This window comes from Streptomonospora nanhaiensis, assembly GCF_013410565.1.
In the GTDB taxonomy this organism is placed as follows: domain Bacteria; phylum Actinomycetota; class Actinomycetes; order Streptosporangiales; family Streptosporangiaceae; genus Streptomonospora; species Streptomonospora nanhaiensis.
In genome coordinates this window covers 1,336,018-1,362,673 of record NZ_JACCFO010000001.1, presented here as the reverse complement: position 1 = coordinate 1,362,673, position 26,656 = coordinate 1,336,018, and the positions used below count along the sequence as shown (strand labels likewise).

The window sequence follows — 26,656 nt, the reverse complement described above, 5'->3', positions numbered from 1 at the left end:
GACGGCGGAGGGGCTCAGACCGTGGCGGGGGCGGAGTCGCCCAGGAAGCTGGGCCGGTGCAGCTGCGCCGTGGTGACCAGGTGCTCGGCCAGCTCCTCGGCGTCCAGCCGCTTCTCGATCTGGCGGAGGTCGGGGATCTTGGCCGCGGTCTCGACCTGGCGGGGGGTCAGCAGCGTGCAGCAGTCCTCGTCGGGCAGCTCCGAGATGGTCAACGTGCCGATGCGCCGCGCCTGGTCCATGATCTCGGTCTTGTCCATGCCGATCAGCGGCCGCAGGATCGGCAGGTCGACCGCGTCGTCCAGCGCCGTCAGGTTGGTCATGGTCTGGCTGGAGACCTGGCCCAGCGCGTCGCCGGTGATCAGCGCCTCGGCGCCGAGGTCGTCGGCCAGCGCCTCGGCGGTCTTGAGCATCAGCCGCCGCTGCGCCACGATCTGCAGCCGCTCCACACCCGAGCTCTTCAGCTGCTGCTGGGCCTTGCCGAAGGGCACCACGAACAGCCGCGAGCCCACCTGGAAGCGGTCGAGCTGGCGTACCAGGCTGTAGGCCTTGTAGATGGACTCCGGGCCGGTGAACGGCATGCCGGAGAAGTGCAGGTAGTCGACCTTGAGGCCGCGGCGCATCATCCGGTGCGCGGCGACGGGGGAGTCGATGCCGCCCGACAGCAGCACCAGCGCGCGCCCGCTCATGCCCACCGGCAGGCCGCCCTGGCCGGGGATGCCGTCGGTGAAGACGAACACCTCGTCCTTGTCGACCTCGATGGCCACCGTGTTGGCCGGCCGCTTGAGGTCGACGGGCAGGCCGTGCGCGGCGACCACGGCCGAACCCACGTGCCGGGCGATCTCGGAGGAGGTCAGCGGGAACCGCTTGTCGCGGCGGCGCGCCTTGACCGCGAAGGTGCCGGTGCGGTCGGCCAGCGCGGCGACGGCGGTGGCGGTGACGGTGTCGAGGTCCTTGGGCACGCGGCGCACCAGGTGCACCCACACCACGCCCATGACGTTGCGCATGCGCTCGGCGAGTTCGGCGACCTCCAGGTCGGAGCCGCCGGGCATGCGGACGATGATGACGCCCGCGCCGCGCTGGGTCAGCTTGATCTCGCCCAGGCCGCGCGCGGCGGCGCGGATGTTGTTGTGCAGGCGGCGCTCGAACAGGCGGCGGTTGCTGCCCTTGAGCACGATCTCGCCGAGTTTCATCAGCACGCACAGCTCGTGCGGTCCGGAGGCGGACCGCACCGGGACGGCGGCTTCGGCGGCCTCGCGCCCGTCGACGGCCTCGGGCTCGGACATGACGGCCATGGCGGCGGCTCCTGAGATCGATCGCGTGCGGGGAACCCGGGGCGCGCGGGCGGCCGTGGAGACGGCCGCGCCCGCGTCGGCGGGTGATATCCCAGTATCGAACATCCCAACGACCGGTCGGGACAAGCCGATTCCCGATCGGCAGAGGCGGGCGCCGCACCGGCCGCACGCCGACGGCGGCGCGCGAAGTGGCCTCGCGCGCCGCCGCCGGTCGCCCCCGTGGTGCGCGGCCGGGCCGCGCCCCCGCGGTCAGCCGAAGAAGACCTCGGCCTCCTCGTAGCGCTCGGTGGGGACGGTCTTCAGCTTCTCGGTGGCCGCCGACAGGTCCACGCGCACGATGTCGGTGCCCTGCAGGGCGACCATCTTGCCGAAGTCGCCGTCGTGGACGGCGTCGATGGCGTTGACGCCCAGGCGGGTGGCCAGCACGCGGTCGAACGCCGAGGGGGTGCCGCCGCGCTGCACGTGGCCCAGCACGACCGAGCGCGCCTCCTTGCCGGTGCGCGACTCGATCTCGTCGGCCAGGCGCTGGCCGATACCGCCCAGCCGGACGTGGCCGAAGGCGTCCTTCTCGCCGGTGGACAGCTCCATCTGGCCGTCCTTGGGGTGGGCGCCCTCGGCGACGACGATGATGGGGGCGTAGTTGGTCTTGAAGCGGCTCTCGACGTGCGCCACGACCTGGTCGATGTCGAAGGGCCGCTCGGGGATGAGGATGACGTTGGCGCCGGCGGCCATGCCCGAGTGCAGGGCGATCCACCCGGCGTGGCGGCCCATGACCTCCACGACCAGCGCGCGGTGGTGGGACTCCGCGGTGGTGTGCAGCCGGTCGATCGCCTCGGTGGCGATGTTGACGGCGGTGTCGAAGCCGAAGGTGAAGTCGGTGGCGTTGAGGTCGTTGTCGATGGTCTTGGGCACGCCCACGACCTTGACGTCGCGGTCGGTGAGCTGGGTGGCCACGCCCAGGGTGTCCTCGCCGCCGATGGCGACCAGGGCGTCGATGCCCAGTTCGGCCATGTTGGCCTTGACCCGCTCGACCCCGCCCTCGATCTTCATGAGGTTGGTGCGGGAGGAGCCCAGGATCGTGCCGCCGCGCGGGAGGATCCCGCTGACCGCCGCCCGGTCCAGGGGCATGGTGTCGCCCTCAAGCGGGCCGCGCCAGCCGTCGCGGAACCCCACGAACTCGTAGCCGTAGTCCTTGATTCCCTTGCGGACCACCGCGCGGATCACCGCGTTCAGCCCCGGGCAGTCACCGCCGCCGGTCAGCACCCCGACTCGCATGCGCGTACTCCTCGAATTCAATGACAAAACCCTGACTGCCATGGCCGGCGCGGGGCGCCTCCAGGCGTTGCGGACCCCGGGGTCGCCCGCTGCCGGCCCGGCAGCGAGAATGTGACCGGTGTCACGGAAGACGTCCGGTGCGCGTTGCAAGCCCCGCACCCCCGGGTAGACCCCTCGGGTGATGTCTGGGAGCGGGGGCCGGTGCCTCCGTTCACACCGTCCGCATGGTCTAGACCATAGTCGTCCAACGTGCTGGAGGCCAACCCATGACCGTCCTCGCGATCGACGCCGGAACCACCGGTGTCACCGCCCTCATCGTGGATGAGAACGGCGCCGTTCTCGCCCGGGGTTACCAGGAGTTCGCTCAGCATTATCCCGAGTCGGGGTGGGTCGAGCACGTACCCGAGGAGATCTGGCAGGCCACCCTCTCCGCGTGCCAGACCGCGCTGGACGGCACCGAGGCCCAGCCCACCTGCATCGGTATCACCAACCAGCGCGAGACCGCCGTGCTGTGGAGCCGCAAGCGGGGCGGGGCACCGCGCAGAGCCATCGTGTGGCAGGACCGCCGCACCGCCGGGATCTGCGCCGAACTGCGCGACGCCGGCCACGAGGAGCGCGTGACCCAGGTCACCGGCCTGCGGCTGGACCCCTACTTCACCGCCACCAAGCTCACCTGGATGAGCCGCAACGACAAGCGCGCCTGGAGCGGGGTGGAGTCCGGCGACACCGTGGCCGGCACCGTCGACTCCTACATCATCAGCCGCATGACCGCCGGGGCGCGCCACGTCACCGACGCCTCCAACGCCTCGCGCACCCTGCTCTACGACATCAACGAGGGCCGCTGGTCGGAGGAGATGTGCGAGCTGTTCGGGGTGCCGGTGTCGGCGCTTCCGGAGGTCGTGCCCTCCTACGGCACGGTCGGCGAGACCGACCCCGAGGAGTTCCTCGGCCTGCGGCTGCCCGTCGCCGGAATCGCCGGCGACCAGCAGGCGGCCATGTTCGGCCAGAACTGCTACACCCCCGGCTCCTCCAAGTGCACCTACGGCACCGGGTCCTTCGTGCTCGTCAACACCGGGGAGTCGCCCGTGGCGCCCGAGCACGGCCTGCTGAGCACCGTGCTGTGGCAGCACCCCGACGGCCGCCTGGAGTACGCCCTGGAGGGCTCCATCTTCGTCACCGGCGCCGCCGTGCAGTGGCTGCGCGACGGACTGGGGCTCATCGACACCGCGGCCCAGACCGAGGGGCTGGCGGCCAGCGTGCGCGACTCCGGCGGCGTGGTGTTCGTGCCCGCGCTCACCGGCCTGGGCGCCCCCGACTGGGACCCCCACGCGCGCGGCGCGATCTTCGGCATCACCCGCGGCACCGGGCGCGCCCACATCGCCCGGGCGACCCTGGAGGCCATCGCCTTCGAGGTGCGCGACGTCGCCGAGGCCATGGCGCGCGCCTCGGGCACCGAACTGCCCGAGCTGCGGGTCGACGGCGGCGCCTCGGCCAACAACCTGCTCTGCCAGATCCAGGCCGACCAGCTCCAGGTCAGCGTCGCCCGGCCCGAGGTGCAGGAGACCACCGCGCTGGGCGCGGCGTTCCTCGCCGGGCTGGGTACCGGCGTGTGGTCCTCCACCGACGAGCTGACCCAGACCTGGAACCTCGACCGCCGGTTCGAGCCGGGCGAGCGCGACGAGGGCGCCCACCGCCGCTGGCGCGCGGCGGTGGAGCGGACCAAGGGCTGGGCCGACATCGGCTGACCGCCCGGCCGGTCAGGGGCGGCCCGGTCCCCGCCGCCCTCGGCCCTGCCACCCCGCCGCGGCCGACGCGCCTCGATGGCGCGCGCCCGGTGCCCCACGGCGCCGCCGGCTCAGCCGTCGGCGTCCAGGCCCCGGTCGATCGCGTAGCGCGCCAGCTCCACCCGGTTGTGCAGGTGCAGCTTGTTCAGGGTGTTCTGCACGTGGTTCTGCACCGTGCGGTGCGAGATTGACAGCCGCTCGGCGATCTGCTTGTAGCCCAGCCCCTTGGCCACCTGGCGCAGCACCTCGGTCTCGCGGGGCGTGAGGGAGGGCGCGGCGGCGGAGTCGGCGCGGGTGCCGGGCTCGGCGGCCATGCGCCGGTACTCGCCCAGCACCAGCCCGGCCAGCCCGGCGGTGTAGACGGCCTCGCCGGAGTGCACCCGCCGCACGGCGTCCAGCAGCTCCTCGCGCCCGGCGGACTTCACCAGGTAGCCGGTGGCGCCCGCCTTCACGGCCTCCAGCACGTCGGCGCGCTCGCCGCTGGCCGACAGGATCAGGATGCGCGGCGGCTCGGCGGCGGCCAGCAGGCGGCGGGTGACCTCGACACCGGACATGTCGGGCAGCTGGAGGTCGAGCACGGCCACGGTGGGCCGGGCGGCCGGGGCCACCCGCACCGCCTTGGCGCCGTCGCCGGCCGTGGCGACGACCTCCAGCCCGGCCTCGGCGAGGTCGCGTGCCACCGCGTCGCGCCACATCGGGTGGTCGTCGACCACCATGACGCGGAGGGGGCGGGGGTCGGCGGGGCGGTCGGAGCGGGGCCGGCTGTCCATGCCGCGAGCTTAGCGAACGGGTGCCGCCGGCCGGGGCGGCCGGCGGCCGGGCTCAGTCGTCGCCGCCGCGCCCGTTGCCGTTGCCGTTCCCGTGGCCGTCGTCGCCCTCGTCGCCGTTGCCGCCGGGGCCGAACGGGCTGACCCAGAGCTGGATCTCGGTGCCCTTCTCGGCCTCGCCGGTGGGGCTGTAGCGCACAACCCGGTCGCCGCCCAGGATCTCGGTGACGGTGACCTCGAAGCCGAGTTCGCGCAGCTCCTTCTCGGCGTCCTCGACCTTCCAGCCGGTGACGTCGGGGATCTCGATCTTCTCGGGTCCGGTGGAGACCGTGAGCGCGATGTCGTCGCCGGCGCTGGCGGTGGAGCCGGCCCCCGGCTCCTGGGAGATCACCTGCCCGGCGGGAACGTCGTCGCTGGGCTGCTCGGTGACCGACACCCGCAGGCCGAGGTCCTCCAGGGTGGTCCGCGCCTGGTCCTGGTTCTGGCCCACCACGTCGGGCAGGTCGAAGCCCTGGGCGACCGTGAGGACGATCTCGCCCTCGCGGTCGGCCTCGGCGCCGGGTTCGGGGTCGGTGCTCAGCACGGTGCCGGCGGGCTCCTCGTGCGAGGTGGTCTGCTCCTCGGTGATCTCGGTGAAGCCCTGGTCCTCCAGCGCCGCGCGGGCGTCGGAGGCGGACTGGCCGACCACGTCGGGCATCTCGACGGTCTGGGGGCCCTTGGACAGCGACACGGTGACGGTGTCGTTGGGCAGCACGCGGTCGTCGACGGCGGGGTCGACCTCGGCGATCAGGCCGGGCTCGACGCTGTCGCTGTAGACCTCGGAGTCGGCGACCTCCATGCGCAGGCCGGCGTCGCGCAGGACGTTGGCGGCCTCCTCCTCGCCCATGCCCACCACGTCGGGCACGGGTTCGTAGCGGCCGATGAAGAACCACCAGCCCAGCACGACCAGCACCACCGCGAGCACGGCCGAGACCAGCAGCATGGGGTAGTGCCGGCGGTCCAGGCTGCCCCGCCGCGCGGGAGGGAGGTCGTCGTCGAGGTCGTCGTCGGGGTCGCGGAGGTCGGCCAGGCCGCCGGCCTCGACGACCAGGGTGTCGTTGGGGCCGGGAGCGGGGCCGACCGCGGCGGGCACGACGGCGGTGGCGGCGTCGCGCGCCGGGTCGGCGCCCGCGGCCGCGGGCAGGGCGTTGCGGGCCTCCAGGACCAGGGCGAGGTACTGCCCGGCGTTGGCGGGGCGGTAGCGGGGGTCGCGCTCGGTGGCGCGGGTGACCAGGGTGTCGACCTCGGGCGGGATACCGGGCACCATCCGCGAGGGGCGCGGGACGTCCTCGTTGACGTGCTGGTAGGCGATGGAGATCGGGGTGTCGCCGGTGTGCGGCTGGCGGCCGGTGAGAAGTTCGTACAGCATGATCCCGGCGGCGTAGACGTCGGTGCGGGCGTCGGAGGTGCCGCGCTCGATCTGCTCGGGCGCCAGGTAGGCGGCGGTGCCCATGAGCGTGCCGGTCTTGGTCATGCCCTGCTGGGACTCCACGGCCCGGGCCAGGCCGAAGTCGGCGACCTTGACCAGGCCGTCCTCGGTCAGCAGGACGTTCTCGGGCTTGACGTCGCGGTGGATCATGCCCGCCTGGTGGGCGGCGCCCAGCGCCGCCAGCACGGGGGCGATGATGTCGAGGGCGTCGCGCGCCGCCAGGCGGCCGCGCGCGTGCAGCATGTCGCGCAGGGTGCGGCCCGGCACGTACTCCATGCACAGGTAGACGTGGCCCTGGTCGGTGCCCTGGTCGAAGACCTGCACCACGTTGGGGTGGGACAGCTTGGCCACCGAGTGCGCCTCGTTGATGAAGCGGCGCACGAACGTGGGGTCCTCGGCCAGGGAGGGGTGCATGACCTTGCACGCCAGGCGGCGGTCCAGGCGCAGGTCGTGGGCCACATAGACCGTGGCCATGCCGCCGCTGGCGACGCGCGCCTCGACGCGGTAGCGCTGGTCGAGGGTCGTGCCGACAAGGGGGTCCGCAGTCGTCATGTCCACACAGGGGAGTTTAGGGCGTATGGGACAGCCGGTCGTAGCCGATCCACAGCCCCGCCGCCGCGATGGCCGCCGCCGCCGGCGCCCCGATCGCCCGCCACGGCCGCGTTCGCGGGAGCGGGGTCCCGGTGCGGCCGCCGCCCGATCCTTTACCCGGAAGGCCGGCCCCCGGCGTCCCGGCGGCCGGGTGCGGCCACCGGGACGCCGGCGCGGTCGGCCGGCCGCGAGGGGAGGGCGGCCCGCCGCGAGGGCGGGGGTCAGTCCACCGCCGGGGAGGACGCCTGGGCGTAGCGCCGCACCGGGATGCGCCCGGCCCGGTGGGCGGCCCGTCCGGCGGCCACGGCGTCGCGCATGGCCGCCGCCATCAGCACGGGGTCCTTGGCCCGGGTGACGGCGGTGGCCAGCATGACCGCGTCGCAGCCCAGCTCCATGGCCAGCGCGGCCTCGCTGGCGGTGCCGATACCGGCGTCGATGATCACCGGCACCCCCGCCTGCTCCACGATCAGCTCGATGTTGTGCGGGTTGCGGATGCCCAGCCCCGAACCGATCGGCGCGCCCAGGGGCATGACGGCGGCGCAGCCCACCTGCTCCAGGCGGCGGGCCAGCACCGGGTCGTCGTTGGTGTAGGGCAGCACGGTGAAGCCCTCGTCCACCAGGCGCTCGGCGGCGTCCAGCAGCTCCACGGGATCGGGCAGCAGGGTGCGGTCGTCGGCGACGACCTCCAGCTTGATCCAGTCGGTCTCCAGCGCCTCGCGGGCCAGCCGGGCGGTGCGCAGCGCGTCGCCGGCGGTGAAGCAGCCGGCGGTGTTGGGCAGGGGGCTGATGCCGTTGCGGCGCAGCACCTCCCACACCGAGCCCTCGGTGTCGGGCGCCACGCGGCGCAGCGCCACGGTGGTCAGCTCGGTCCCGGAGGTCACCAGCGCGTCCTCCAGCACCCGCAGCGAGGGCGCGCCGCCGGTGCCGGTGATCAGCCGGGAGGTGAAGGTCCGCCCGGCGATGACGAGCGGGTCGGCCGCGGGGTCGGGGAGGGCCGGCGCGGCCGCGGGGGACGCGGGGGCTGCGGGGGTCTCAGGGGCGTAGGTCATGGGGTTCAGCCTCCTTGCACCGCGGTGAGCACGTCGATGCGGTCGTTCTCGGCGACCACGGTGGCCGCCCAGTCGGCCCTGCGCACCACCTCGTCGTTGAGGGCGACGGCCACGCCGCCCGGGGACCGCGTCAGGGTGCGCACGACCTCGGCCACCGTGGTGCGCGGGGCGACCTGGCGCGGTTCGCCGTTGATGATCACGTCCACTGGTCTGGATCGCCTCCCGTGCCGGTGCCGCCGACCGCCTCCAGCGCGCGGGTGGCGGCGAACCGGCGCGCGTACCCGGGCAGGGCGCCCGTGGTCAGGGCCTCGGCCATGGCGTCGCCGGTGGCCGGGGTGAACAGCACGCCGTGGCGGAAGTGCCCGGCGGCCAGGTGCAGGCCGGGCACCGCGGTGGGGCCCAGCAGCGGCTCGTTGTCGGGTGAGCCCGGGCGCAGGCCCACGCAGGTCTCGGCGACCTCCAGTTCGCTGACGCCGGGTACCAGCTCGTGGGCGTCGCGCAGGACCTCCCACAGGCCGCCGGCGGTGAGCCGGGTGTCGTGGCCCTGCTCCTCCTGGGTGGCGCCCAGCACGATCTCGCCGTCGTCGCGCGGCACCAGGTACACCGGCGAGCCGCGCACCAGGCCGCGCACCGTGCGCTCGACCAGCGGGGGTTCGCCGGGCGTGGTGCGCAGGCGCAGCAGCTGGCCCTTGACCGGGCGCAGCGGCGGGACCACGCCGGGCGGCAGCCCGCCGATGGCGGGGGTGCCCACACCGGCGGCCAGCACCACCTGGCCCGCGGCCAGCTCGCCGCCGGAGGCCAGGCGCACGCCGCGCACGCGGTCGCCGTCGAGGACGACCTCGCGCACCCGGTCGCGCACGCCCACGGCGCCGCGCCGCTCGGCGGCGGCGTAGAGGGCGGACAGGAGCCGCCGGGGGTCGACGGAGTGGTCGTCGGGGGCGAGGTAGCCGCCGCGCACGGCGGGGGCCAGCATCGGCTCCAGGCGGCGGCACTCGCGCCCGGTGAGCCGCTCGGTGCGCAGGCCCAGACGGGCGCGCAGCTCGCTGAGGTGGGCCAGCCGGGCGAGGTCGTCGGCGTCGAAGGCGACCTGGAGGGTGCCGTGGGGGCGGTAGCCGGCGGGCAGGCCGCTGTCGTCCTCCAGTTCGGCGACGAAGGCGGGGTAGCGGTCGCGGGAGAGGACGCCGAAGCGCATCAGCGCCTCCTCGCCGAAGGCGGCCTCGGTGGCGGGGGTCAGCATGCCCGCCGCGACGGGGGAGGCGGCGCCCTCGGCGGTCTCGGCCACGACGGTGACGGCCAGGCCGCGCCGGGCGGCCCGCCAGGCGGTGACCAGGCCGATCAGGCCGGCGCCGACCACGACGACGTCGGGGGAGCGGGATGCGGATATCGCTGCGCACACGGTTGGCCGCCACTTCCTTCGCCGGAATGACCCGGATCAGGTTCATGCGGTCGGAGGCTGACAGCCTCCCTCTCAGCCGGGTCCCGACCCGGCTCCCGCGGGTGTCCTTGTCCGGACCCATCCTATGACCTTGCGCGGCGGGCGGTTGGGGCGGGTGGCGGCGGACCGGCGGCGGCGCCGGGCGCGGGGGAGGGGGCGGCTGAGGCGGTCGAGGGCTCGACCGCGCGGGGCCGCCCCCCGCCGCGCCGGTCGGCGTCGGTCCGAGCGCCGGTCACGCCGTGAGCGAACGGGGGCGCCGCGGGGACGTTGGCCGCGTTTGCGAGGGGCCGGGGTGTGGGACATTGGCAGCGTGACCGAGAACGACCACGACACCGACACCCTCGTCGGTGAATGGATGACCATCAAGGACGTCGCGCGGGCGCTGAACACCAGCCCCAACCGCGTCAAGCAGTACATCGCCGACCACAAGCTGCTCGGCGTCCGCCGCAAGGGTGAGCTGTGCGTCCCCGCCGCGTTCATCGCGGGCGACGACATCGTCAAGGGCCTGCCGGGCACGCTGACCGTCCTGGCCGACGCCGGGTTCAGCACCGACGAGGCGCTGCAGTGGATGTTCACCCCTGACGACACGCTTCCGGGCGCGCCCATCCAGGCGCTGACCGAGAACCGCGGCACCGAGGTCCGCCGCCGGGCCCAGGCCATGGCCCTGTAGGCGCCGGGGCGGAGGCCGCCCGCCGGGCGGGGACCGCCGGTCCCGCCCGCGCGCCCGGCCGCCGCCCGCCGCGCCGCCCCGTCCTGCCCGGTGCCCCGCTCCGTGCGCTCGACCGGGCGCGCCGCCGGGTGCGCGACCGGATGGGGGAGCACCCGGCCACGCAGGGGCCGGGGCGTGCGCCCACCCCGGGCCGGGGCCGCCCGCCCGGCGCGGGCTAGGCTGGCGCGCGTGAGCACCAGCACCCGCCTGCGCGAGCGCCTGGCCCAGGCGCGCCTGTACCTGTGCACCGACTCCCGCGCCGAGCGCGGCGACCTCGCCGAGTTCCTCGACGCGGCGCTGTCGGGCGGCGTCGACATCGTCCAGTTGCGCGACAAGTCGCTGGAGGCCCGCCAGGAGTTGGCGGCCCTGGAAATCGTGCGCGCCGCCTGCGAGCGCCACGGCGCGCTGATGTCGGTCAACGACCGCGCCGACATCGCCCGCACCGCCGGCGCCGACGTGCTGCACCTGGGGCAGGAGGACCTGCCCGTGCCCGCGGCCCGCGACATCATCGGCCCCGAACCCCTGATCGGCCGCTCCAACAGCGACGCCGCCATGGCGGCGGCCTCGGCCGGGCAGGAGGGCGTCGACTACTTCTGCGTGGGCCCGACCTGGGCCACGCCCACCAAGCCGGGGCGCGCCGCGGCCGGGCTGGAGCTGGTCGAGCGCACGGCCGCGCTGGGCACCGGGCGCCCCTGGTTCGCCATCGGCGGGATCGACCTGGGCAACCTCGACCAGGTCCTGGCGGCGGGCGCGCGCCGCGTGGTGGTGGTCCGGGCCATCACCGAGGCCGACGACCCCCGCGCGGCGGCGGCGGAGTTCCGGCGCCGGCTGGAGGCCGCGGCGCACGCGGACGAGAACGCGGACGCCTCCCGGTAGCGGGGGCTGGGCGGCCGGCCGGGGCGGGCCCTCGGACGGCGGTCCGCGTGCCCTCGCCCTGGGGCCGCCCCCGCGCTCGGGCGGTCGCCGGCCCCGTGTTCAGGCGGCGGCGGACGGCGCGGGGAGCGGAGCCGGGACACCGTGCCGCCCCGAAATCCCTAACACCGGTAGGTAACGATCTCTGTTACGTCCTTTTCCCTGCCGCGCCCGGCTCCTAGCGTCGGTCGCACCCGTGATACCCGTAACAACGGATTTGCGAAGGGTGTGGGCTGATGCGCAGCACCATGCAGGACGTACCCCTCTCCATCGCCGACCTCGTCCGCTACGGAACCACCGTCCACGGCCGCGCGCGGGTCGTCACCTGGACCGGAGACGCCGCCAACCCGCGCCGCTCCACACTCGCCGAGGTCGGCGCCCGGGCCGCCCGGCTGGCTCACGCGCTGCGCGGCCTCGGGGTCACCGGCGACCAGCGCGTGGCCACTTTCCAGTGGAACAACCAGGAGCACCTGGAGGCGTACTTCGCCGTCCCGGCGATGGGCGCCGTCCTGCACACCCTCAACATCCGACTGCACCCCGACCAGGTCGTCTACATCGCCGACCACGCCGAGGACCACGTCGTCATCGTGGACGCCTCGCTGCTCCCGCTCTTCGCGCCGATCCTGCCGCGCCTGCGCACGGTGCGGCACGTCGTCGTCTCCGGAGGCGGTCCCGCTGACCTCGGCGCGCTCGCGGCCGAGGGGGTGGCGGTGCACTCCTACGAAGAGCTGCTCGCGGGGCGCCCCGACACCTTCGACTGGCCGGCCGGGGACGAGCGCGACGCCGCCGCCATGTGCTACACCTCGGGCACGACCGGCGCCCCCAAGGGCGTCGCCTACAGCCACCGCTCGATCTACCTGCACTCGATGCAGGTCTGCATGACCGACGGCAAGGCCCTCAGCCAGGGCGACACCGCGCTGGCCGTGGTGCCGATGTTCCACGCCATGTCGTGGGGCCTGCCCTACGCCGCGCTGATGGTCGGCGCCTCGCTGCTGCTGCCCGACCGGTTCCTCCAGCCCGGGCCGCTGGCCGACATGATCCAGGCGGAGCGGCCCACCATCGCCGCCGCCGTGCCCACCATCTGGCAGGGCGTGCTGCAGGAGCTGGAGGCCGCTCCGCGCGACGTCTCCTCGCTGCACCGCGTGGTCGTGGGCGGCATGGCCTGCCCGCCCTCGCTGATGCGCCGGTTCGAGGAGCTGTACGGGATCCCGGTGCTGCACGCCTGGGGCATGACCGAGACCTCGCCGCTGGGCAGCATCGCCCGGCCCCCGGCGGACTCCGAGGGCGAGGAGCGCTGGGCCTACCGGCTGAGCCAGGGGCGGCTGCCCGCCTCGGTGCACGGGCGGCTGATCGGCGCCGACGGGCGTCCCGTGCCCCACGACGGCAGCGGCGTGGGCGAGCTGGAGGTGCGCGGGCCGTGGATCACCGGGGCCTACCACCGCGACGACGCCCCGGAGAGGTTCCACGACGGCTGGCTGCGCACCGGCGACGTCGGCACGCTCACACCCGACGGGTTCCTGCGGCTCACCGACCGCGCCAAGGACGTCATCAAGTCGGGCGGGGAGTGGATCTCCTCGGTGGAGCTGGAGAACCAGGTGATGTCGCACCCGGCCGTGGCCGAGGCGGCCGTGGTGGCGGTGCCCGATCCCACGTGGGACGAGCGGCCGCTGGTGGCGGTCATCCTCAAGGACGGCGCGGTGGCCGAGGCCGCCGAGCTGCGGGCCTTCCTCGCCGGCCGGGTGCCGCGCTGGCAGCTGCCCGAGTACTGGACCTTCGTCGACGAGGTGCCCAAGACCAGCGTCGGCAAGTTCGACAAGAAGGTGCTGCGCACCCGGCACGCCGAGGGCGGCCTCAAGGTGGCCGAGGTGCGGGGGTAGCCGCGGGGCGCCCGCCCTCAGCCGCCCGCGGCCGTCGTGGCCGGCGCACGCCCGTGTCGGCCACGACGGCCGCGGGCGGCGGAGAAGCCGGGGCCCAGGTGCCTACGGGCCGCGCCGCGTCCGCACGGGGTCCGTGGAGCGACCGCGCACCGGCCGTGCATCGACCACGCATCGGCCGTGCGCCGGCCGGGCGTGGTCCGCCGGGCGGGGGCGGGACGGCGGTGCGCTCGGCCGGCCGCTAGACGAGCACGTGCCGCAGGGCGGTGGGGTGGGTGCGCAGGAAGCCCTCAAGCGACTGGGCGGGATGGCCGGTGAGCGACGGCACGGCCGGGGAGAGCACGTCAAGTTCCCCCGCCGCGATCGCGGCGTAGGAGCCGGCCCACCCCTCGATCTGCCAGTCCGGGGCGCCGGTCAGCCGGCGGGAGGCCATCGCCTCCTCCCAGGTCTCGGGCACGTAGGCGATCACCCGCCCGGTCAGCGCGGAGAGCCGCTGCGCGGTCTCGCCCAGCGTCATGGCCTCGGGGCCGGTGAGGTTGTAGGTGCGGCCGTGGTGGGCCGGGCCGCCGGTGAGGACGGCCACCGCCGCGTCGGCGATGTCGTCGCGCGAGACCCACGCCACCCGGCCGAGGCCGGCCGGGCCCCGGATGATGCCGGTGTCGTCGGCCCAGGAGGGCAGCAGGTCCAGGTAGAGGCTGGGCCGCAGGAAGGTGTGGGCGGCGCCCGAGGCCCGGATGTGCTCCTCGGTGTGGAAGTGGTCGCGGGCGAAGGTGAACACCGACGCCGGGCCGGCGCCCAGGAACGACGTGTAGACGATCCGGCTCACCCCCGCGGCCAGCGCGGCGTCGACCGCCCGGGCGTGCACCGGAACCCGGTCGGGCGCCTCGGGGAGCGACACCAGGAAGAGGGTTTCGACGCCCCGGGCGGCGCGCTCGAAGGCGGCGGAGTCCTCGTAGGAGGCCATGACGGCGCTGGCTCCGGGGAGCTCCGGCGCGCGGTTGAGGTCGCGGACGATGAGCCGCTGCGCCACCCCACGCCGGGCCAGCCGCTCGGCCACGCGCCTGCCGAGGGCGCCGGTGGCGCCCGTGATGCCGATGGTGTGCGTTATTGCCTGATCGTCGCCCATGGCGGTCATTATCGGGCAACCGTGCGTGATGGTCACCGACCGTGGCTGCCGTGCTGCGCAACCCGCGCGGGCGCGGGGGTCGGGCGAGGGGCCAGCGTGTTGTGCCGAGGTGGGGGAGTGAGAGAGCGGGGCGCGTGCGGGCGCCCGTGGGCTGACGCCGGGGGAGGGGTGCCGTGTCTTTGCAGCGCTCCGACCGCCGGCGTCCGCGGACGGCCGGCGACCGGAGCGGTTGCGGCGGGGAGCGCCCGCCGCGACAGGCGTCCGCTCAGCGGGTGGGCGGCGCGGTCGGCCCATCGGCGGGAGGCGTGGGCGGCTGAGCGGGCGCGGTGGGGTCGCCGGGGGCGGTGGGGTCGCCGGGGGCGCCGAACGCGGTCGGCTGGGCACCGGCGGTCGCGGGGGCGGCGGAGTCCGAGCGGGGTCGGCCCCGGTAGGTGAGGCCGCGCAGCAGCACCTCGGCCGGCCCGCGCCGGTCGGCCCGCTCCAGCGCGTAGGCGCCCACGGCGGTCACCAGCCACACGCCCACCGCGAAGGCCGCCATCTGCGCGCTGCCGAACACGCCGCCCAGGCCCAGGCCCCAGGCCGCCAGCAGCGGAGCGCAGATCACCGACTGGGCCAGGTAGCAGGAGAGGGAGCGCTTGCCCACGGCGGCGATGGCCGTCGTGACCACGCCCCGGCGCGGGCGGCGGGACATCGCGTAGCCGATCAGGCCGAACAGCGCGGCGTACCCCGCGCCGCCGAAGACGCCGCTGAACTGGCGCACGCCCGACAGCGAACCCTCCACCAGGGGGGACATCTCGATCAGCCGGACGTGGCCCATCGCCTCGGGCAGCCCGGCGACCCAGGCGACGCCGATGCCGACCACGGCCGTCCACACCAGTGTCCGGCGGTAGTGGTCGGCCCGCTCCAGCATGCGGAGGCGGCCGATCACCATACCGACGACGACCATGGCCGGGACCACCACGCCCAGCGCCTGGAGGATCACCATGCCCGGCCACACGCTGACGCGGTCGACCATGGCGGCGAAGAAGTTCGGCTCGGCGAAGGAGTCGTGCAGGGCACTGGGCACGCCGCCGGGCGACTCGCCGCCGACTTCGGGCGGGGCGAGCGCGGCCAGGGCCGAACCCAGCGCGGACAGCAGCATCAGCGCGCCGGACAGGCCCACGAGCACCCAGGCGGTGATGCGCATGGCGCGGTCGCTGCGCCGCAGCAGCAGCCAGCCCATGAGGAGGCCGACGAGGCCGTAGGGGGCCAGGATGTCGCCTATGAACAGGAGAAGGCAGTGGACGAAGCCGAACACCAGCAGCCAGAGATGGCGGCGGCGCAGCACGGCGGCCGCGGCCTTCTCGGTGGCGCCCGCCTCCCGTTGGCGGTCGTAGACGCGGATGAGGCCGTAGCCGAACAGCAGGGCGAACATCGGGTAGATGCGCCCGTCCACGGCGACGATCATGACGAACTGCACGATGCGGTCGGCGACCGAGCCGCCGATCGGGTGGGCTCCGGCGATGGACCGCTCGTCGACGGCCCACAGGTACCACGGGGTGTTGGCCAAGGCGATGAGCAGGAGCATGAAGCCGCGTGCGAGGTCGGGCGCGAGGGCACGCTCGTCCGGGCGGACGGGCCCTCGCACGGGGGATGCTGTGGCGTTCACGGTGGTCACTCCAGATTCCTCACGTGCGGGGGCGCGGCGCACTCTGTGTCGACGGTCTGCGTCCTACACTGCCGCAGATCGTCGGATATCTACTTATCAGCCAGCAGGTGGGGAATTGTCCTCATTTTCGCCGGGGCCCGTACTGCCGCCGTGGGGTGTTCGGCGGTGGAGAACCCGCTGACCAGCGCTGACAGGACGACGGTGCGGTTCGCGGGAGAGGCGGCTCACGTCAGGCGAAGAGGGGCGAACAGGCGCGAACGGTCGCGAACAGGCGGATGGGACGCAAGGGCAGGCAGGGATGCGCGCTCGTGTCCCGATGTGGCCGCGACCTGATCCGGACGCTCAGGCGCGGCCGGCGGCCGGACGGCCCCGGAGCGCGCACGGCAACGGCGCACGGGGAGTGGGGAGTGGGGAGTGCGGGATGCACCGGGGGCGCGGAGAGTGCTCGCGGCCGCATGGGCGCCAGGCGAGAGGCCACGACGGCGACGAAGCCCGGGTCGGGCGGTCTCCGGTTCCGGCGGATTGTGGCTGGGTGGGTGGCGGGGGCGGCGGGGGTCCGGCTGGGCGGTCACCGGTCCGGGCGGTCGGCGGTTGCGGTTGCGTCGGGGCGGCGAGGGGGGCGGGTGGGTCGGCCGGGCGTTCATCGGGGCCGGAGGTGGTGGCGGGGTGGGCGACGGGGCGGCGAGGGTGGCAGGGGCTGGCCACTCCGTCATCGGCCTGGCCTCGGGTGATCGAGGTGGCGAGGGAGCGGCAAAGGCGGCAGGGGTCCGGCTGGGCGGTCACCGGTCCGGGCGGTCGAGGGTTGCGGTTGCGACGGGGCGGCGAGGGGCGCGGGGGTCCGGCCGGGCGATCATCGGTTCTGGCGGTGGGGGGTTGCGATGGCAGCGAGGGCGTGCGGGGGTTGGTCGCCCTGTCATCGGCTCCCGGCCCGGGGTGGTCGAGGTGGCGTCGGGGCGGCGAAGGCCGTGGGGTGGGGCTCGGCGGCCCCCCGTTCCGGTGGCTGCGGCCGGGCGGGAAGGCGAGACAGGCCCGGGGGCGGCCTGGCCGGTCGCGCTTATCGGGCCTGGTGGCGAGGCAGGGGGTCGCAAACCGCTATATCGTCGGCCCACGCCCGCTCGCTTTGGGATGCATTGCCCCATTTGCGCTTTCATTCGACTGCCACGCCCAGATCCTGGAGGCCGCCGGGCACCCAAGGCGTCCACATGGTGAGACAATCTCGGGGCTACAGGGGGTACTTTGCCCTCTATGCCGCTTTTCAACGGCGACGAGTGTGGGCTGACGGCCGTTCGGGTGACCGGGGATGCTAGATCGTCGTGAAAGACCCCGATTCCGTCTCACCATGCGAGATCCAAGGGCTTCGACGACCGGTTTGCCCGGTTCTGCACTCCGGACGAACGGACTCGGGGCCGACGCAAAGCGGGAAACGACCGCACGCGACCGGCCCCGCCCCCAACCCGGCAGGCGCACACCGCCCCGGACACCCAACCAACCCCCCGCCCCCGCCAGGAAACACCCAACCCCGCAGCCCCGACGCCACCCGGACCAACCGCACCCCGAACCGGTGACCGCCCGCCCCTGCCCGCCGCCGCCCTCGGCGGCCCGATGCCACCTCAGCCACCCACCGCCGGGACCGGTGGCCGCACACCCCAACCCGCCGCCGCCCTCGGCGGCCCGATGCCACCTCAGCCACCCACCGCCGGGACCGGTGGCCGCACACCCCAACCCGCCGCCGCCCTCGGCGGCCCGATGCCACCTCAGCCACCCACCGCCGGGACCGGTGGCCGCACACCCCAACCCGCCGCCGCCCTCGGCGGCCCGATGCCACCTCAGCCACCCACCGCCGGGACCGGTGGCCGCACACCCCAACCCGCCGCCGCCCTCGGCGGCCCGATGCCACCTCAGCCACCCACCGCCGGGACCGGTGGCCGCACACCCCACCCCCCGCCGCCCTCGGCGCCCCGTCGCTGCCTTAGCCACCCGCACCCCGAACCGGTGCCCGCACACCCCAACCCCCCGCCGCCCTCGGTGCCTCGTCGCTGCCTTAGTCCGCTGCCATGCGCCCCGGTAACCGCTTACCCCTGCCACCCGCCACCGCCGCGCCACAACCGCCACCACTGCCCGCCGACGTTGGCGTCGTCGTTGCTGCCCTCGGCGCCGTCACTGCTCTCGGCGTTGTTGTGACCGGGGAGGTGCGGCGAGTCCTCGCGGTCGGGGCGGTTAGGGCGGTTGTGGTGTTTGTGGCGGTTGCGGCGGTGTGGCGGTCCCCGGCGCCGGAAGGCTCAGTGCTTGCGGGCGGTCGCGGCGACGATCAGGTCGGCGAGGGGGGCGCGGGCGGTGTCGTCGATGAGGTCGGTGTTCAGGGCTGCGGTCGCCTGGCCGACCAGGTCGTCGATGCGGCGTTCGCACGCCGCCAGGGCGCCGCAGTCCTCCACCAGGGCGCGCATCCACTCCACCCGCTCGGGGGTGAGGGCGGGGTCGCCCAGGTGGCGGCGGAACTCGGCGGCGTCGGCCGGGGCGGCGCGGTCGAGGGTCTCGGCGACGAGCAGGGTGCGCTTGCCCTCGCGCAGGTCGTCGCCCGCCGGCTTGCCGGTCTGGCCGGGGTCGCCGAAGACGCCGAGGATGTCGTCGCGGAGCTGGAAGGCCAGCCCCAGCGGCAGGCCGTAGGCGCTGTAGACCGGCCCCAGGTCGTCGTAGCGCCCGGCCAGGGCGGCGCCCAGGTGCAGCGGGCGCTCGACGGTGTACTTGGCGGCCTTGTAGTGCATCACCCGCAGCGCCGCCTCCACGCCGCCGTCCTCGCGCACCTGCTCCAGCATGTCGAGGTACTGCCCGGCCATGACCTCGGTGCGCATGGCGTCGAAGGGCCGCCGCCCCGCGCGCAGCGCCTCCAGGCCCAGGCCGCTGGCCTGGTACATGTCCTCGCTCCAGGCCAGGCACAGGTCGCCGATCAAAATGGCGGCGCCGCGCCCGAAGCCGTCGGCCGCGCCGCTCCACCCCGAGCGGGCGTGCAGCTCCTCCATGCGCTTGTGGGTGGCGGGCATCCCGCGCCGGGTGTCGCTGTTGTCTATGACGTCGTCGTGGACGAGGGCGCACGCCTGGAGGAACTCCAGCGACGCCGCCGCCGCGTGGATGTCGGGGGTGTCGGCGCCCCCCGCGCCGCGCCAGCCCCAGTAGCAGAACGCCGGACGCAGCCGCTTGCCCCCGGCGAGCATGGCCTCCAGCGCGTCCACGACGGGGGCGAGCTCGCCCCCGATCTCCAGCAGTTGGGCGCGGCGTTCCGCGACGAACCGGGCCAGTTCGGCGTCGACGGCCGCGCGCACGAAAGCGACGGGCGAGGAGTCGGAGGAGGTCATGGGCAGAGGTTATCGGGTGTGCGCACCGGGGTTGGCGCACCGACCGATTCCTCCCCGCGCGCGTGTCAGGTCGACTCCACCGGCGGGAGGGGTTCGCCTAATGTAGAGGGCATGCTCGCCTCATCGACACGCCCCGGAAGCGCGCCGACCGCATCCGCCCGGCCGCGCCGGATCCGCGAACTGCTCAAGGCCGGCGAACCCACCTTCTCCTTCGAGTTCTTCCCGCCCAAGACCCCCGAGGGCCTGCGCAAGCTCTGGCGCGTCATCCGCGAGATCGAGGCGCTGCAGCCGTCCTTCGTCTCGGTCACCTACGGTGCGGGGGGCGGCACGCGCGACCTCACCGTCGAGATCACCGAGCGCATGGCCACCGACACCACGCTCCTGCCGGTGGCGCACATGACGGCGGTCAACCACTCCGTGCGCGAGCTGCGCCACCTCATCGGCCGGTTCGCCGCCGTGGGGGTGGGCAACATCCTCGCCCTGCGCGGCGACCCGCCCGGCGACCCCCTGGGGGAGTGGGTCAAGCACCCCGAGGGCCTGGAGTACGCCGAGCAGCTGGTGCGGCTGCTCAAGGAGTCCGGCGACTTCTGCGTGGGTGTGGCGGCCTTCCCCTACAAGCACCCGCGCTCGCGCGACGTGGAGTCCGACGTCGAGTACTTCGTGCGCAAGTGCCGCGCCGGCGCCGACTACGCCATCACCCAGATGTTCTTCGACGCCGACGACTACCTGCGGCTGCGCGACCGGGTCGCGGCCAAGGGCTGCGACGTCCCGATCATCCCCGAGATCATGCCGGTGGTGAAGCCGGCCACCATCGAGCGCTCCGAGCAGCTCTCCGGCGCGCCCTTCCCGCGCCACCTGGCGGCGGAGTTCGAGAAGGTCGCGCACGACCCCGAGGCCGTGCGGGCGCTGGGCATCGAGCAGGCCCGGCGCATGTGCGAGCGGCTGCTGGACGAGGGCGCGCCCGGCATCCACTTCATCACGTTCAACCAGTCCACTGCCACGCGCGAGATCTACCAGCAGGTCGCCGCCGACCGCCTGCCCGCAGCGGCAGCGGGGCGGCCATGATCGCGAAGGGCTGATGCGGGTTGCCGGGGAAGCGGAACTCCGGCAGCAGGTCCACGAACCCGCACGACAGGTACAGGCTCCGGGCCACGGTGGGCCCGGCCGGCGTGGACAGGACGGCGGTGCGCTCCCGGCGCGCCGCCGTCAGCGCCTCCAGCATCGAGCGGCCCACGCCCCGGCCCTGCTCCTCGGGCAGCACGTGCACCTCGGCGACCTCGAAGGAGTCGCCCAGCCAGTGCCGCTCGGCCTCGGGGTCGCGGGCCCGCACCTCGCCCGAGACGATGTCGTGCCACCACTGCCCGCGCCCGCCGTGGAATCCGTAGGCGAACCCGGCCGCCCCCGCGCCTTGGGGCCCCAGCGCCACCACGCCGCGGAAGCGCGGGTGGCGCGCGTGCTCGCGCATGATGGCCTGGCGTCCGGGGAGCTGGTCGTGCGGAGGTTTCATGGCGGCCGCGTAGACCTCCAGCAGGGCGGGAAGGGTGTGGAGGAAGGCGGGGGCTGCCAGCTCCCACAGCTCGATGTCAGCGGACACGCCGCCACCCTAACCCGCGTCGGCCGCGCACGCGGGAGCCGCTGTTGACGAGGGCGGTGGGGTGCGCTTAACTTGGACCTGTTCGTACTTCTGTTCGAAGTCGGCTGGTCGGCGGACGGCCGGCGAAGCACGGGAGTACGCTCCGGCTCGCGTTCGCCGGCGCCCGACCACTGGCGCCACGCGGACGCGGGGAAGCGGCCGGGCGGGGGGAGGGGAAGCCTCTTGCCCGGCCGCCTTCGTGTGCGCGCGATCCCTGCCGCTCGGTGCCGGGTCCGGGGCTGCTGTCCTTCCGCGGCGCTTCGCTCGCGCTGCGGCGGGTGCGCCTTCGCCCCGGCCGGTCGGGCCGCCGCGGGATGCGCCCGCCCCGGCGGTCGGGGGTGTGAGATGAGCTCCTGGGATTCCAGGTCGGACGCCGCGAGCCGCCCGCGCCGGCGCAGCCGCGGCGGCGCCCCCGCGGCTTCCGCGAATCCCGCAGGAACGCGAAAACGGCCACGTCCTGATGAGGGGGCGTGGCCGTTTACGTGGTGTCCGGTGCGCGTACTGCGGCCCCTGGGGCACGGGGGCGTCGACGAAGAGGACCGGAAGGCGCCGTGCGCGCGGCGCGTTCGGCTAGAACGCGTCGACGGCGCGGCGCGCCTCGGGGTCGAGGACGCCCCAGTTGATCAGCTCCTCGGTGAGGTCGCCCGGCGAGCGGTCGTAGATCACCGCGAGCGACCGGAGGTCCTCCTGGCGGATGGACAGCACGCGGCCGTTGTAGTCGCCGCGCTGGCTCTGGATGGTGGCGACGTAGCGTGCCAGCGGCCCGGCCTTCTCCTGCGGCAGCTGCTGCATGCGCTCCAGGTCGATGACGAGCTTGGGTGTGGGGCCCAGCGGGGTCGGCGCGGCGCCGCCCGGCAGCAGCTCCGACATGGGCACGCCGTAGAAGTCGGCCAGCTCGGCCAGCTTCTGGACGGTGACGGCGCGGTCACCGCGCTCGTAGGAGCCCACGACGACGGCCTTCCAGCGGCCGTGGGACTTCTCCTCGACCCCGTGCAGGGACAGGCCCTGCTGGGTGCGGATGGCGCGCAGCCGCGCGCCGAGTGACTTGGCGTATTCGGATGGCATCTTCTTCGTCGCTCCCCGGCCGTGAAGGTGCTTGGCGTGGGCGGTGTGCCCCGAGTTCGCTCGGCGGTGGCCGCACCCCGCGGCGGGCTCCCGGTGGGGGAGCCGCCCCAGGGGTGGCACCAAGCTGCGCCGCCCAAGATTGGTTACGGACAGTGACGGTAAGGCCGTTCGGTTGCCAGGTCAAGCCGTTGGGCGGAAACGCGATGAATCAGTGGCCAAACCGTGTGTAAGTGAGGTCCCTCTCAAAACGTGACTGAGCGGACATCGCGCCCCCGTAGGTGGCGCGGAAAGCCCGAGAACGCTGGGATTCCACGCGTTCGCCCCAGACACGCGGCGTCCGAGGTGTCCCGAACGCCACCACATCGGCGGATATGTCAACGCGCGGTGGTGTGACAAGTGTCATATTTTTGCCCGGTTTCACTGCGGGCGGTGATCACCGCTGTCCCCGGCCGCTGATAGCGTGTGCGCGATCGACATCCTTTAACGACCTGTCCAGTGAGGCAGGAAAGGGGGTCACTACTGTGTGTGCGCGAAAACGCGCGGAAAGTGACGCCGAGGCGTCCGGGGCAGCCGATCCGACGGCTCCCGGCACCGGCACCGCGCGAACCGTCCTCGACGGTCCCGAGATCCAGCGGGCCCTGACCCGCATCGCCCACGAGGTCCTGGAGCGCACCAAGGGCGCCCACGACGTCACCCTGCTGGGCATCCCCTCCCGCGGCGTCCCGCTGGCCCGCCGCCTGGCCGAGCGCATCGAGCGCGTCGAGGGCCGCGCCGTCCCCTGGGGCTCCCTCGACATCACCATGTACCGCGACGACCTCCGCCTGGCGCCCGCGCGCGCCCTGGGCCGCACCGACATCCCGCCCCAGGGAATCGACGGCCGCGTGGTCGTCCTCGTCGACGACGTGCTGTTCTCCGGCCGCACCGTGCGCGCCGCGCTGGACGCCCTCAGCGACATCGGCCGCCCCCGCGCGGTGCAGCTGGCCATCCTGGTCGACCGCGGCCACCGCGAGCTGCCCATCCGCGCCGACTACGTCGGCAAGAACCTGCCCACGTCGCTGCGCGAGACCGTCGACGTCCGGCTCACCGAAACCGACGGCCGCGACGCCGTGCTGCTGGGCCCGGCCCGGCCGCGCCCCGGCGAGGAGGACGACCGCTGATGCGCCACCTGCTGTCCACCGGCGACCTCTCACGCGAGGAGGCCACGCTGGTGCTCGACACCGCCGCCGAACTCGCCCAGGTCAGCGGCCGGTCCGTGAAGAAGCTGCCCACCCTGCGCGGACGCACCGTGGTCAACCTCTTCTACGAGGACTCCACCCGCACCCGCACGTCCTTCGAGTTGGCCGCCAAGCGGCTCAGCGCCGACGTCGTCAACTTCTCGGCCAAGGGCTCCAGCGTCTCCAAGGGCGAGAGCCTCAAGGACACCGCTCTCACGCTGCAGGCCATGGGCGCCGACGGCGTGGTCGTGCGCCACGCCGCCTCCGGCGCGGCCCACCGGCTGGCCGGCTGGGTCGACGGCGCCGTGCTCAACGCCGGCGACGGCACCCACGAGCATCCCACCCAGGCGCTCCTGGACGCCTACACCATGCGCGCGCGCATGGGCCGCGTCGAGGGCCTGCGCGTGGCCGTCGTCGGCGACGTCCTGCACAGCCGCGTGGCCCGCTCCAACGTGCTCCTCCTGCACACCCTGGGTGCCGAGGTCACCCTGGTGGCGCCGCCCACCCTGATGCCGGTCTCGGTGCACACCTGGCCCTGCGCGGTCTCCTACGACCTCGACGCGGTCCTGCCCAAGAGCGACGTCGTGATGCTGCTGCGGGTCCAGGCCGAGCGGATGCGGCACGCGTTCTTCCCGACCGCGCGCGAGTACAGCCGCCGCTACGGCCTGGACCGCGACCGCCTCGCCCGCCTGCCCGACGACGCGATCGTCATGCACCCGGGCCCCATGGTCCGCGGCATGGAGATCTCCGCCGAGGTCGCCGACTCCCCGCGCAGCACCGTCAACGAGCAGGTGGCCAACGGCGTCAGCGTCCGCATGGCAGTGCTCTACCTGCTGCTGGGCGGGTCCTAGCCTCCGCGGGCCCCGCCCGCGCGCCGCCGCGCCGCCGGCCCCGCCCGCGCGCCCGCCGCCGGTCCGGGCCCGCCGCACCGATAGCCGCCACTGACACAGAAGTGAAGTACGAGATGACCCAGAGCAGCGCCGCCTACCTGATCCGCGGCGCCCGCGTCAACGGGCGCGACCCCGCCGACATCCTCATCCGCGACGGAGTCGTGGCCGAGGTCGGCCCCGGCCTCAGCGCCCCCGACGCCCGCGTCGTGGAGGCCCACGGGCTCATCGCCCTGCCCGGCCTGGTCGACCTGCACACCCACCTGCGCGAACCCGGCCGCGAGGACGCCGAGACCGTGGCCAGCGGCGCCCGCGCCGCCGCCGCCGGCGGCTACACCGCCGTGCACGCCATGGCCAACACCGACCCCGTCGCCGACACCGCCGGCGTGGTCGAGCAGGTCTGGCGCCTGGGCCGGGAGTCCGGCCACTGCGACGTCCAGCCGGTGGGCGCCGTCACCCGCGGCCTGGCCGGCGAGCGCCTGGCCGAACTGGGCGCCATGGCCGAGTCCGCCGCCGCCGTGCGGGTGTTCTCCGACGACGGCATGTGCGTCTCCGACCCCCTGCTCATGCGCCGCGCCCTGGAGTACGTCAAGGCGTTCGACGGCGTCGTGGCCCAGCACGCCCAGGAGCCCCGGCTCACCGAGGGCGCGCAGATGAACGAGGGCGTGGTCTCCGACCGGCTCGGCCTGGCCGGGTGGCCGGCCGTCGCCGAGGAGGCGATCATCGCCCGCGACTGCCTGCTCACCGAGCACGTCGGCTCGCGGCTGCACGTCTGCCACGTCTCGACCAAGGGCTCGGTGCAGATCCTGCGCTGGGCCAAGAGCCGGGGCTGCGACGTCACCGCCGAGGTCACCCCCCACCACCTGCTGCTGACCGACGACCTGGCCGAGGGCTACGACCCCGTCTACAAGGTCAACCCGCCGCTGCGCACCGCCGAGGACGTCCAGGCCCTGCGCGAGGCCCTGGCCGACGGCACCATCGACTGCGTCGCCACCGACCACGCCCCCCACCCGGCCGAGGCCAAGGAGACCGAGTGGGCCACCGCCGCCATGGGCATGCTCGGCCTGGAGACCGCGCTGTCGATCGTGCAGCACACCATGGTCGACACCGGCCTGCTCGACTGGGACGGCGTCGCCGAGCGGATGTCGGCGGCACCGGCCCGCATCGGCCGCCTCAGCGGCCACGGCCGCCCGATCGCCGCAGGTGAACCCGCGAACGTTACCCTGTACCAGGCGGACACCGCCTGGGAGGTCGACCCGGCGGCCCTGGCCTCCAAGAGCGCCAACACCCCCTACCGGGGCATGCGGCTGCCCGGCCGCGTCACCGCCACGTTCCTGCGCGGCACCCCAACGGTCCTCGATGGGAAGATCCAGTGAGTTCAACAGCAGCAGGCGGACCTGAGCACGCCGAGGCGATCCTCGTCCTGGAGGACGGCCGGCACTTCAGGGGCCGCTCCTTCGGCGCGCCCGGCGAGACCCTGGGCGAGATCGTCTTCAACACCGGCATGACCGGCTACCAGGAGACCCTGACCGACCCGTCCTACCACCGCCAGATCGTCGTGATGACCGCGCCGCACATCGGCAACACCGGCGTCAACGACGACGACCCGGAGTCGGGCCGCATCTGGGTGGCCGGCTACGTGGTCCGCGAGCCCGCCCGCGTCTCCTCCAACTGGCGCGCCAAGCGCACCCTCGACGAGGAGCTGCGCCGCCAGGGCGTGGTGGGCATCGCGCTCGACGGCACCCGCGCGCTCACCCGCCACCTGCGCGACCGCGGGGCCATGCGCGCCGCCATCAGCACCACCGAGACCGACCCCGAGCGGCTGCGCGAGCGGGTCCTGGCCAGCCCGCGCATGGCCGGCGCCGACCTCGCCGGCGAGGTCACCACCACCGAGCCCTACACGGTGCGCCCGCCCGAGGGCGTGGCCACCCGCTTCCGCGTGGCGGCGGTGGACCTCGGCATCAAGGCCATGACCCCCCAGCGCTTGGCCGAGCGCGGCTGCGAGGTCACCGTGCTGCCCGCGGCCACCACCGCCGAGGAGATCCTGGCCCTGGACCCCGACGGCGTGTTCTTCAGCAACGGCCCCGGCGACCCCGCCACCGCCGACGGCGCCGTGGCGGCCATGCGCGGCGTGCTGGAGGCCCGCAAGCCGCTCTTCGGGATCTGCTTCGGCAACCAGATCCTGGGCCGCGCGCTGGGCCTGGGCACCTTCAAGCTGCGCTTCGGCCACCGGGGCGTCAACCAGCCGGTGCGCGACGTGCACACCCGCCGGGTCCACATCACCAGCCACAACCACGGGTTCGCGGTCGACGCCCCCCTCGACGGCCCGTTCGACACCCCCTACGGCCGCGCCGAGGTCAGCCACGTCGACCTCAACGACAACGTCGTGGAGGGCCTGCGGCTGCTCGACCGGCCCGCCTTCAGCGTCCAGTACCACCCCGAGGCCGCCGCAGGCCCGCACGACGCCGCCGAGCTGTTCGACGCGTTCTGCGACCTGATGGCCGCCTCGTCCGATCCGTCCGCGAGCACGGGCCGCCCGGCCCAGCCCGCGCAGTCGTAGAGCCGGGGGACCACACA

General features: G+C 74.4%; 21 protein-coding genes and 1 riboswitch. Of the genes, 9 read left to right on the top strand and 12 right to left on the bottom strand.

All coding sequences use genetic code 11. From position 1 onward, the window contains the following. Nucleotides 1-14 precede the first annotated feature (14 nt). Nucleotides 15-1,292 carry a tRNA uracil 4-sulfurtransferase ThiI gene (gene thiI / locus HNR12_RS05880; RefSeq protein WP_179766544.1) on the bottom strand — a complete coding sequence of 426 codons (1,278 nt, stop codon included), beginning with the start codon at nucleotides 1,290-1,292 and terminating at the stop codon, nucleotides 15-17. Nucleotides 1,293-1,541: 249 nt separating this feature from the next. Next, nucleotides 1,542-2,567 (bottom strand): 6-phosphofructokinase, encoded by a 1,026-nt coding sequence (locus tag HNR12_RS05875; RefSeq protein ID WP_179766543.1) that lies wholly within the window; start codon nucleotides 2,565-2,567, stop codon nucleotides 1,542-1,544. Between the two features lie 266 nt (nucleotides 2,568-2,833). Here HNR12_RS05875 and glpK point away from each other — a divergent pair, with 266 nt between their 5' ends. Then, entirely contained in the window at nucleotides 2,834-4,312 is a 1,479-nt protein-coding gene (gene glpK / locus HNR12_RS05870; RefSeq protein WP_179766542.1) for a glycerol kinase GlpK, read from the top strand. Nucleotides 4,313-4,422: 110 nt separating this feature from the next. On the opposite strand, the gene HNR12_RS05865 is transcribed toward glpK, so the two are convergent. From HNR12_RS05865 to thiO, 5 genes are all read right to left on the bottom strand, one after another. After that, entirely contained in the window at nucleotides 4,423-5,121 is a 699-nt protein-coding gene (locus HNR12_RS05865) for a response regulator (RefSeq protein ID WP_179766541.1), read from the bottom strand. Nucleotides 5,122-5,173: 52 nt separating this feature from the next. Continuing rightward, the gene (gene pknB / locus HNR12_RS05860; protein ID WP_179766540.1) at nucleotides 5,174-7,144 is read right to left on the bottom strand and encodes a Stk1 family PASTA domain-containing Ser/Thr kinase; all 1,971 of its coding nucleotides are present in this window, start codon (nucleotides 7,142-7,144) and stop codon (nucleotides 5,174-5,176) included. A gap of 254 nt (nucleotides 7,145-7,398) precedes the next feature. Further along, nucleotides 7,399-8,226 carry a thiazole synthase gene (locus tag HNR12_RS05855; RefSeq protein WP_179766539.1) on the bottom strand — a complete coding sequence of 276 codons (828 nt, stop codon included), beginning with the start codon at nucleotides 8,224-8,226 and terminating at the stop codon, nucleotides 7,399-7,401. Nucleotides 8,227-8,231: 5 nt separating this feature from the next. Then, complete coding sequence (gene thiS, locus HNR12_RS05850; RefSeq protein ID WP_179766538.1) at nucleotides 8,232-8,432, bottom strand: sulfur carrier protein ThiS; 201 nt, start codon at nucleotides 8,430-8,432, stop codon at nucleotides 8,232-8,234. Further along, complete coding sequence (gene thiO / locus HNR12_RS05845; protein ID WP_308251208.1) at nucleotides 8,423-9,622, bottom strand: glycine oxidase ThiO; 1,200 nt, start codon at nucleotides 9,620-9,622, stop codon at nucleotides 8,423-8,425. Before thiO ends, thiS begins: the two co-directional genes overlap by 10 nt. Further along, nucleotides 9,618-9,731, bottom strand: a riboswitch (TPP riboswitch). It overlaps the preceding gene by 5 nt. Before the next feature lie 240 nt (nucleotides 9,732-9,971). Here thiO and HNR12_RS05840 point away from each other — a divergent pair. The 3 genes from HNR12_RS05840 (at nucleotide 9,972) to HNR12_RS05830 (ending at nucleotide 13,159) form a co-directional block, all read left to right on the top strand. Further along, a complete protein-coding gene (locus tag HNR12_RS05840) occupies nucleotides 9,972-10,331 on the top strand; it encodes a helix-turn-helix domain-containing protein (protein ID WP_179766537.1) in 360 nt (119 codons plus the stop codon). 219 nt (nucleotides 10,332-10,550) lie between these two features. Next, nucleotides 10,551-11,246, top strand: a complete 696-nt coding sequence (gene thiE / locus HNR12_RS05835; protein ID WP_246425329.1) for a thiamine phosphate synthase — start codon at nucleotides 10,551-10,553, stop codon at nucleotides 11,244-11,246. Between the two features lie 272 nt (nucleotides 11,247-11,518). Further along, nucleotides 11,519-13,159, top strand: coding sequence for a long-chain fatty acid--CoA ligase (locus tag HNR12_RS05830; protein ID WP_179766536.1), 1,641 nt, complete (start codon nucleotides 11,519-11,521; stop codon nucleotides 13,157-13,159). 238 nt (nucleotides 13,160-13,397) lie between these two features. Here the strand turns inward: HNR12_RS05830 and HNR12_RS05825 are convergent, their stop codons facing one another. The 3 genes from HNR12_RS05825 to HNR12_RS05815 all read right to left on the bottom strand — a co-directional run bounded on the left by HNR12_RS05825 (nucleotide 13,398) and on the right by HNR12_RS05815 (nucleotide 19,280). Further along, nucleotides 13,398-14,282 (bottom strand): SDR family oxidoreductase, encoded by an 885-nt coding sequence (locus HNR12_RS05825; RefSeq protein WP_179766535.1) that lies wholly within the window; start codon nucleotides 14,280-14,282, stop codon nucleotides 13,398-13,400. A gap of 265 nt (nucleotides 14,283-14,547) precedes the next feature. Then, entirely contained in the window at nucleotides 14,548-15,939 is a 1,392-nt protein-coding gene (locus HNR12_RS29435; protein ID WP_338119724.1) for a DUF418 domain-containing protein, read from the bottom strand. 2,270 nt (nucleotides 15,940-18,209) lie between these two features. Continuing rightward, on the bottom strand, nucleotides 18,210-19,280 hold the full coding sequence (locus tag HNR12_RS05815) for a polyprenyl synthetase family protein (protein ID WP_179766534.1): 1,071 nt from the start codon (nucleotides 19,278-19,280) through the stop codon (nucleotides 18,210-18,212). Between the two features lie 111 nt (nucleotides 19,281-19,391). On the opposite strand from HNR12_RS05815, the gene metF reads away from it, so the two are divergent. Next, a complete protein-coding gene (gene metF, locus HNR12_RS05810; RefSeq protein ID WP_179766533.1) occupies nucleotides 19,392-20,345 on the top strand; it encodes a methylenetetrahydrofolate reductase [NAD(P)H] in 954 nt (317 codons plus the stop codon). Here metF and HNR12_RS05805 read toward each other — a convergent pair. Next, nucleotides 20,263-20,874 carry a GNAT family N-acetyltransferase gene (locus tag HNR12_RS05805; protein WP_179766532.1) on the bottom strand — a complete coding sequence of 204 codons (612 nt, stop codon included), beginning with the start codon at nucleotides 20,872-20,874 and terminating at the stop codon, nucleotides 20,263-20,265. The genes metF and HNR12_RS05805 overlap by 83 nt on opposite strands. Before the next feature lie 609 nt (nucleotides 20,875-21,483). Then, on the bottom strand, nucleotides 21,484-21,978 hold the full coding sequence (gene bldD, locus HNR12_RS05800) for a transcriptional regulator BldD (RefSeq protein WP_017591133.1): 495 nt from the start codon (nucleotides 21,976-21,978) through the stop codon (nucleotides 21,484-21,486). A 521-nt stretch (nucleotides 21,979-22,499) separates the two neighbouring features. Between bldD and pyrR the strand changes: the two genes are divergently transcribed. The 4 genes from pyrR (at nucleotide 22,500) to carA (ending at nucleotide 26,639) form a co-directional block, all read left to right on the top strand. Then, the gene (gene pyrR / locus HNR12_RS05795; RefSeq protein ID WP_179766531.1) at nucleotides 22,500-23,135 is read left to right on the top strand and encodes a bifunctional pyr operon transcriptional regulator/uracil phosphoribosyltransferase PyrR; all 636 of its coding nucleotides are present in this window, start codon (nucleotides 22,500-22,502) and stop codon (nucleotides 23,133-23,135) included. Further along, the gene (locus HNR12_RS05790) at nucleotides 23,135-24,043 is read left to right on the top strand and encodes an aspartate carbamoyltransferase catalytic subunit (RefSeq protein WP_179766530.1); all 909 of its coding nucleotides are present in this window, start codon (nucleotides 23,135-23,137) and stop codon (nucleotides 24,041-24,043) included. The genes pyrR and HNR12_RS05790 overlap by 1 nt, the downstream gene beginning before the upstream one ends. A 113-nt stretch (nucleotides 24,044-24,156) precedes the next feature. Continuing rightward, nucleotides 24,157-25,455 (top strand): dihydroorotase, encoded by a 1,299-nt coding sequence (locus HNR12_RS05785; RefSeq protein ID WP_179766529.1) that lies wholly within the window; start codon nucleotides 24,157-24,159, stop codon nucleotides 25,453-25,455. Continuing rightward, nucleotides 25,452-26,639, top strand: a complete 1,188-nt coding sequence (gene carA / locus HNR12_RS05780; RefSeq protein ID WP_308118587.1) for a glutamine-hydrolyzing carbamoyl-phosphate synthase small subunit — start codon at nucleotides 25,452-25,454, stop codon at nucleotides 26,637-26,639. The genes HNR12_RS05785 and carA overlap by 4 nt, the downstream gene beginning before the upstream one ends. Nucleotides 26,640-26,656: the final 17 nt, after the last annotated feature.

What these genes read in the sequence shown, in the direction of transcription:
- HNR12_RS05790 (WP_179766530.1), top strand. Translation starts at nt 23,135, where the DNA reads ATGCGCCACCTGCTGTCCACCGGCGACCTCTCACGCGAGGAGGCCACG.
- HNR12_RS05785 (WP_179766529.1), top strand. Translation starts at nt 24,157, where the DNA reads ATGACCCAGAGCAGCGCCGCCTACCTGATCCGCGGCGCCCGCGTCAAC.
- bldD (WP_017591133.1), bottom strand. Translation starts at nt 21,978, where the DNA reads ATGCCATCCGAATACGCCAAGTCACTCGGCGCGCGGCTGCGCGCCATC.
- HNR12_RS05825 (WP_179766535.1), bottom strand. Translation starts at nt 14,282, where the DNA reads ATGGGCGACGATCAGGCAATAACGCACACCATCGGCATCACGGGCGCC.
- glpK (WP_179766542.1), top strand. Translation starts at nt 2,834, where the DNA reads ATGACCGTCCTCGCGATCGACGCCGGAACCACCGGTGTCACCGCCCTC.
- thiI (WP_179766544.1), bottom strand. Translation starts at nt 1,292, where the DNA reads ATGGCCGTCATGTCCGAGCCCGAGGCCGTCGACGGGCGCGAGGCCGCC.
- HNR12_RS05815 (WP_179766534.1), bottom strand. Translation starts at nt 19,280, where the DNA reads ATGACCTCCTCCGACTCCTCGCCCGTCGCTTTCGTGCGCGCGGCCGTC.
- HNR12_RS05875 (WP_179766543.1), bottom strand. Translation starts at nt 2,567, where the DNA reads ATGCGAGTCGGGGTGCTGACCGGCGGCGGTGACTGCCCGGGGCTGAAC.
- HNR12_RS05865 (WP_179766541.1), bottom strand. Translation starts at nt 5,121, where the DNA reads ATGGACAGCCGGCCCCGCTCCGACCGCCCCGCCGACCCCCGCCCCCTC.
- metF (WP_179766533.1), top strand. Translation starts at nt 19,392, where the DNA reads ATGCTCGCCTCATCGACACGCCCCGGAAGCGCGCCGACCGCATCCGCC.
- HNR12_RS05855 (WP_179766539.1), bottom strand. Translation starts at nt 8,226, where the DNA reads ATGACCTACGCCCCTGAGACCCCCGCAGCCCCCGCGTCCCCCGCGGCC.
- HNR12_RS05830 (WP_179766536.1), top strand. Translation starts at nt 11,519, where the DNA reads ATGCGCAGCACCATGCAGGACGTACCCCTCTCCATCGCCGACCTCGTC.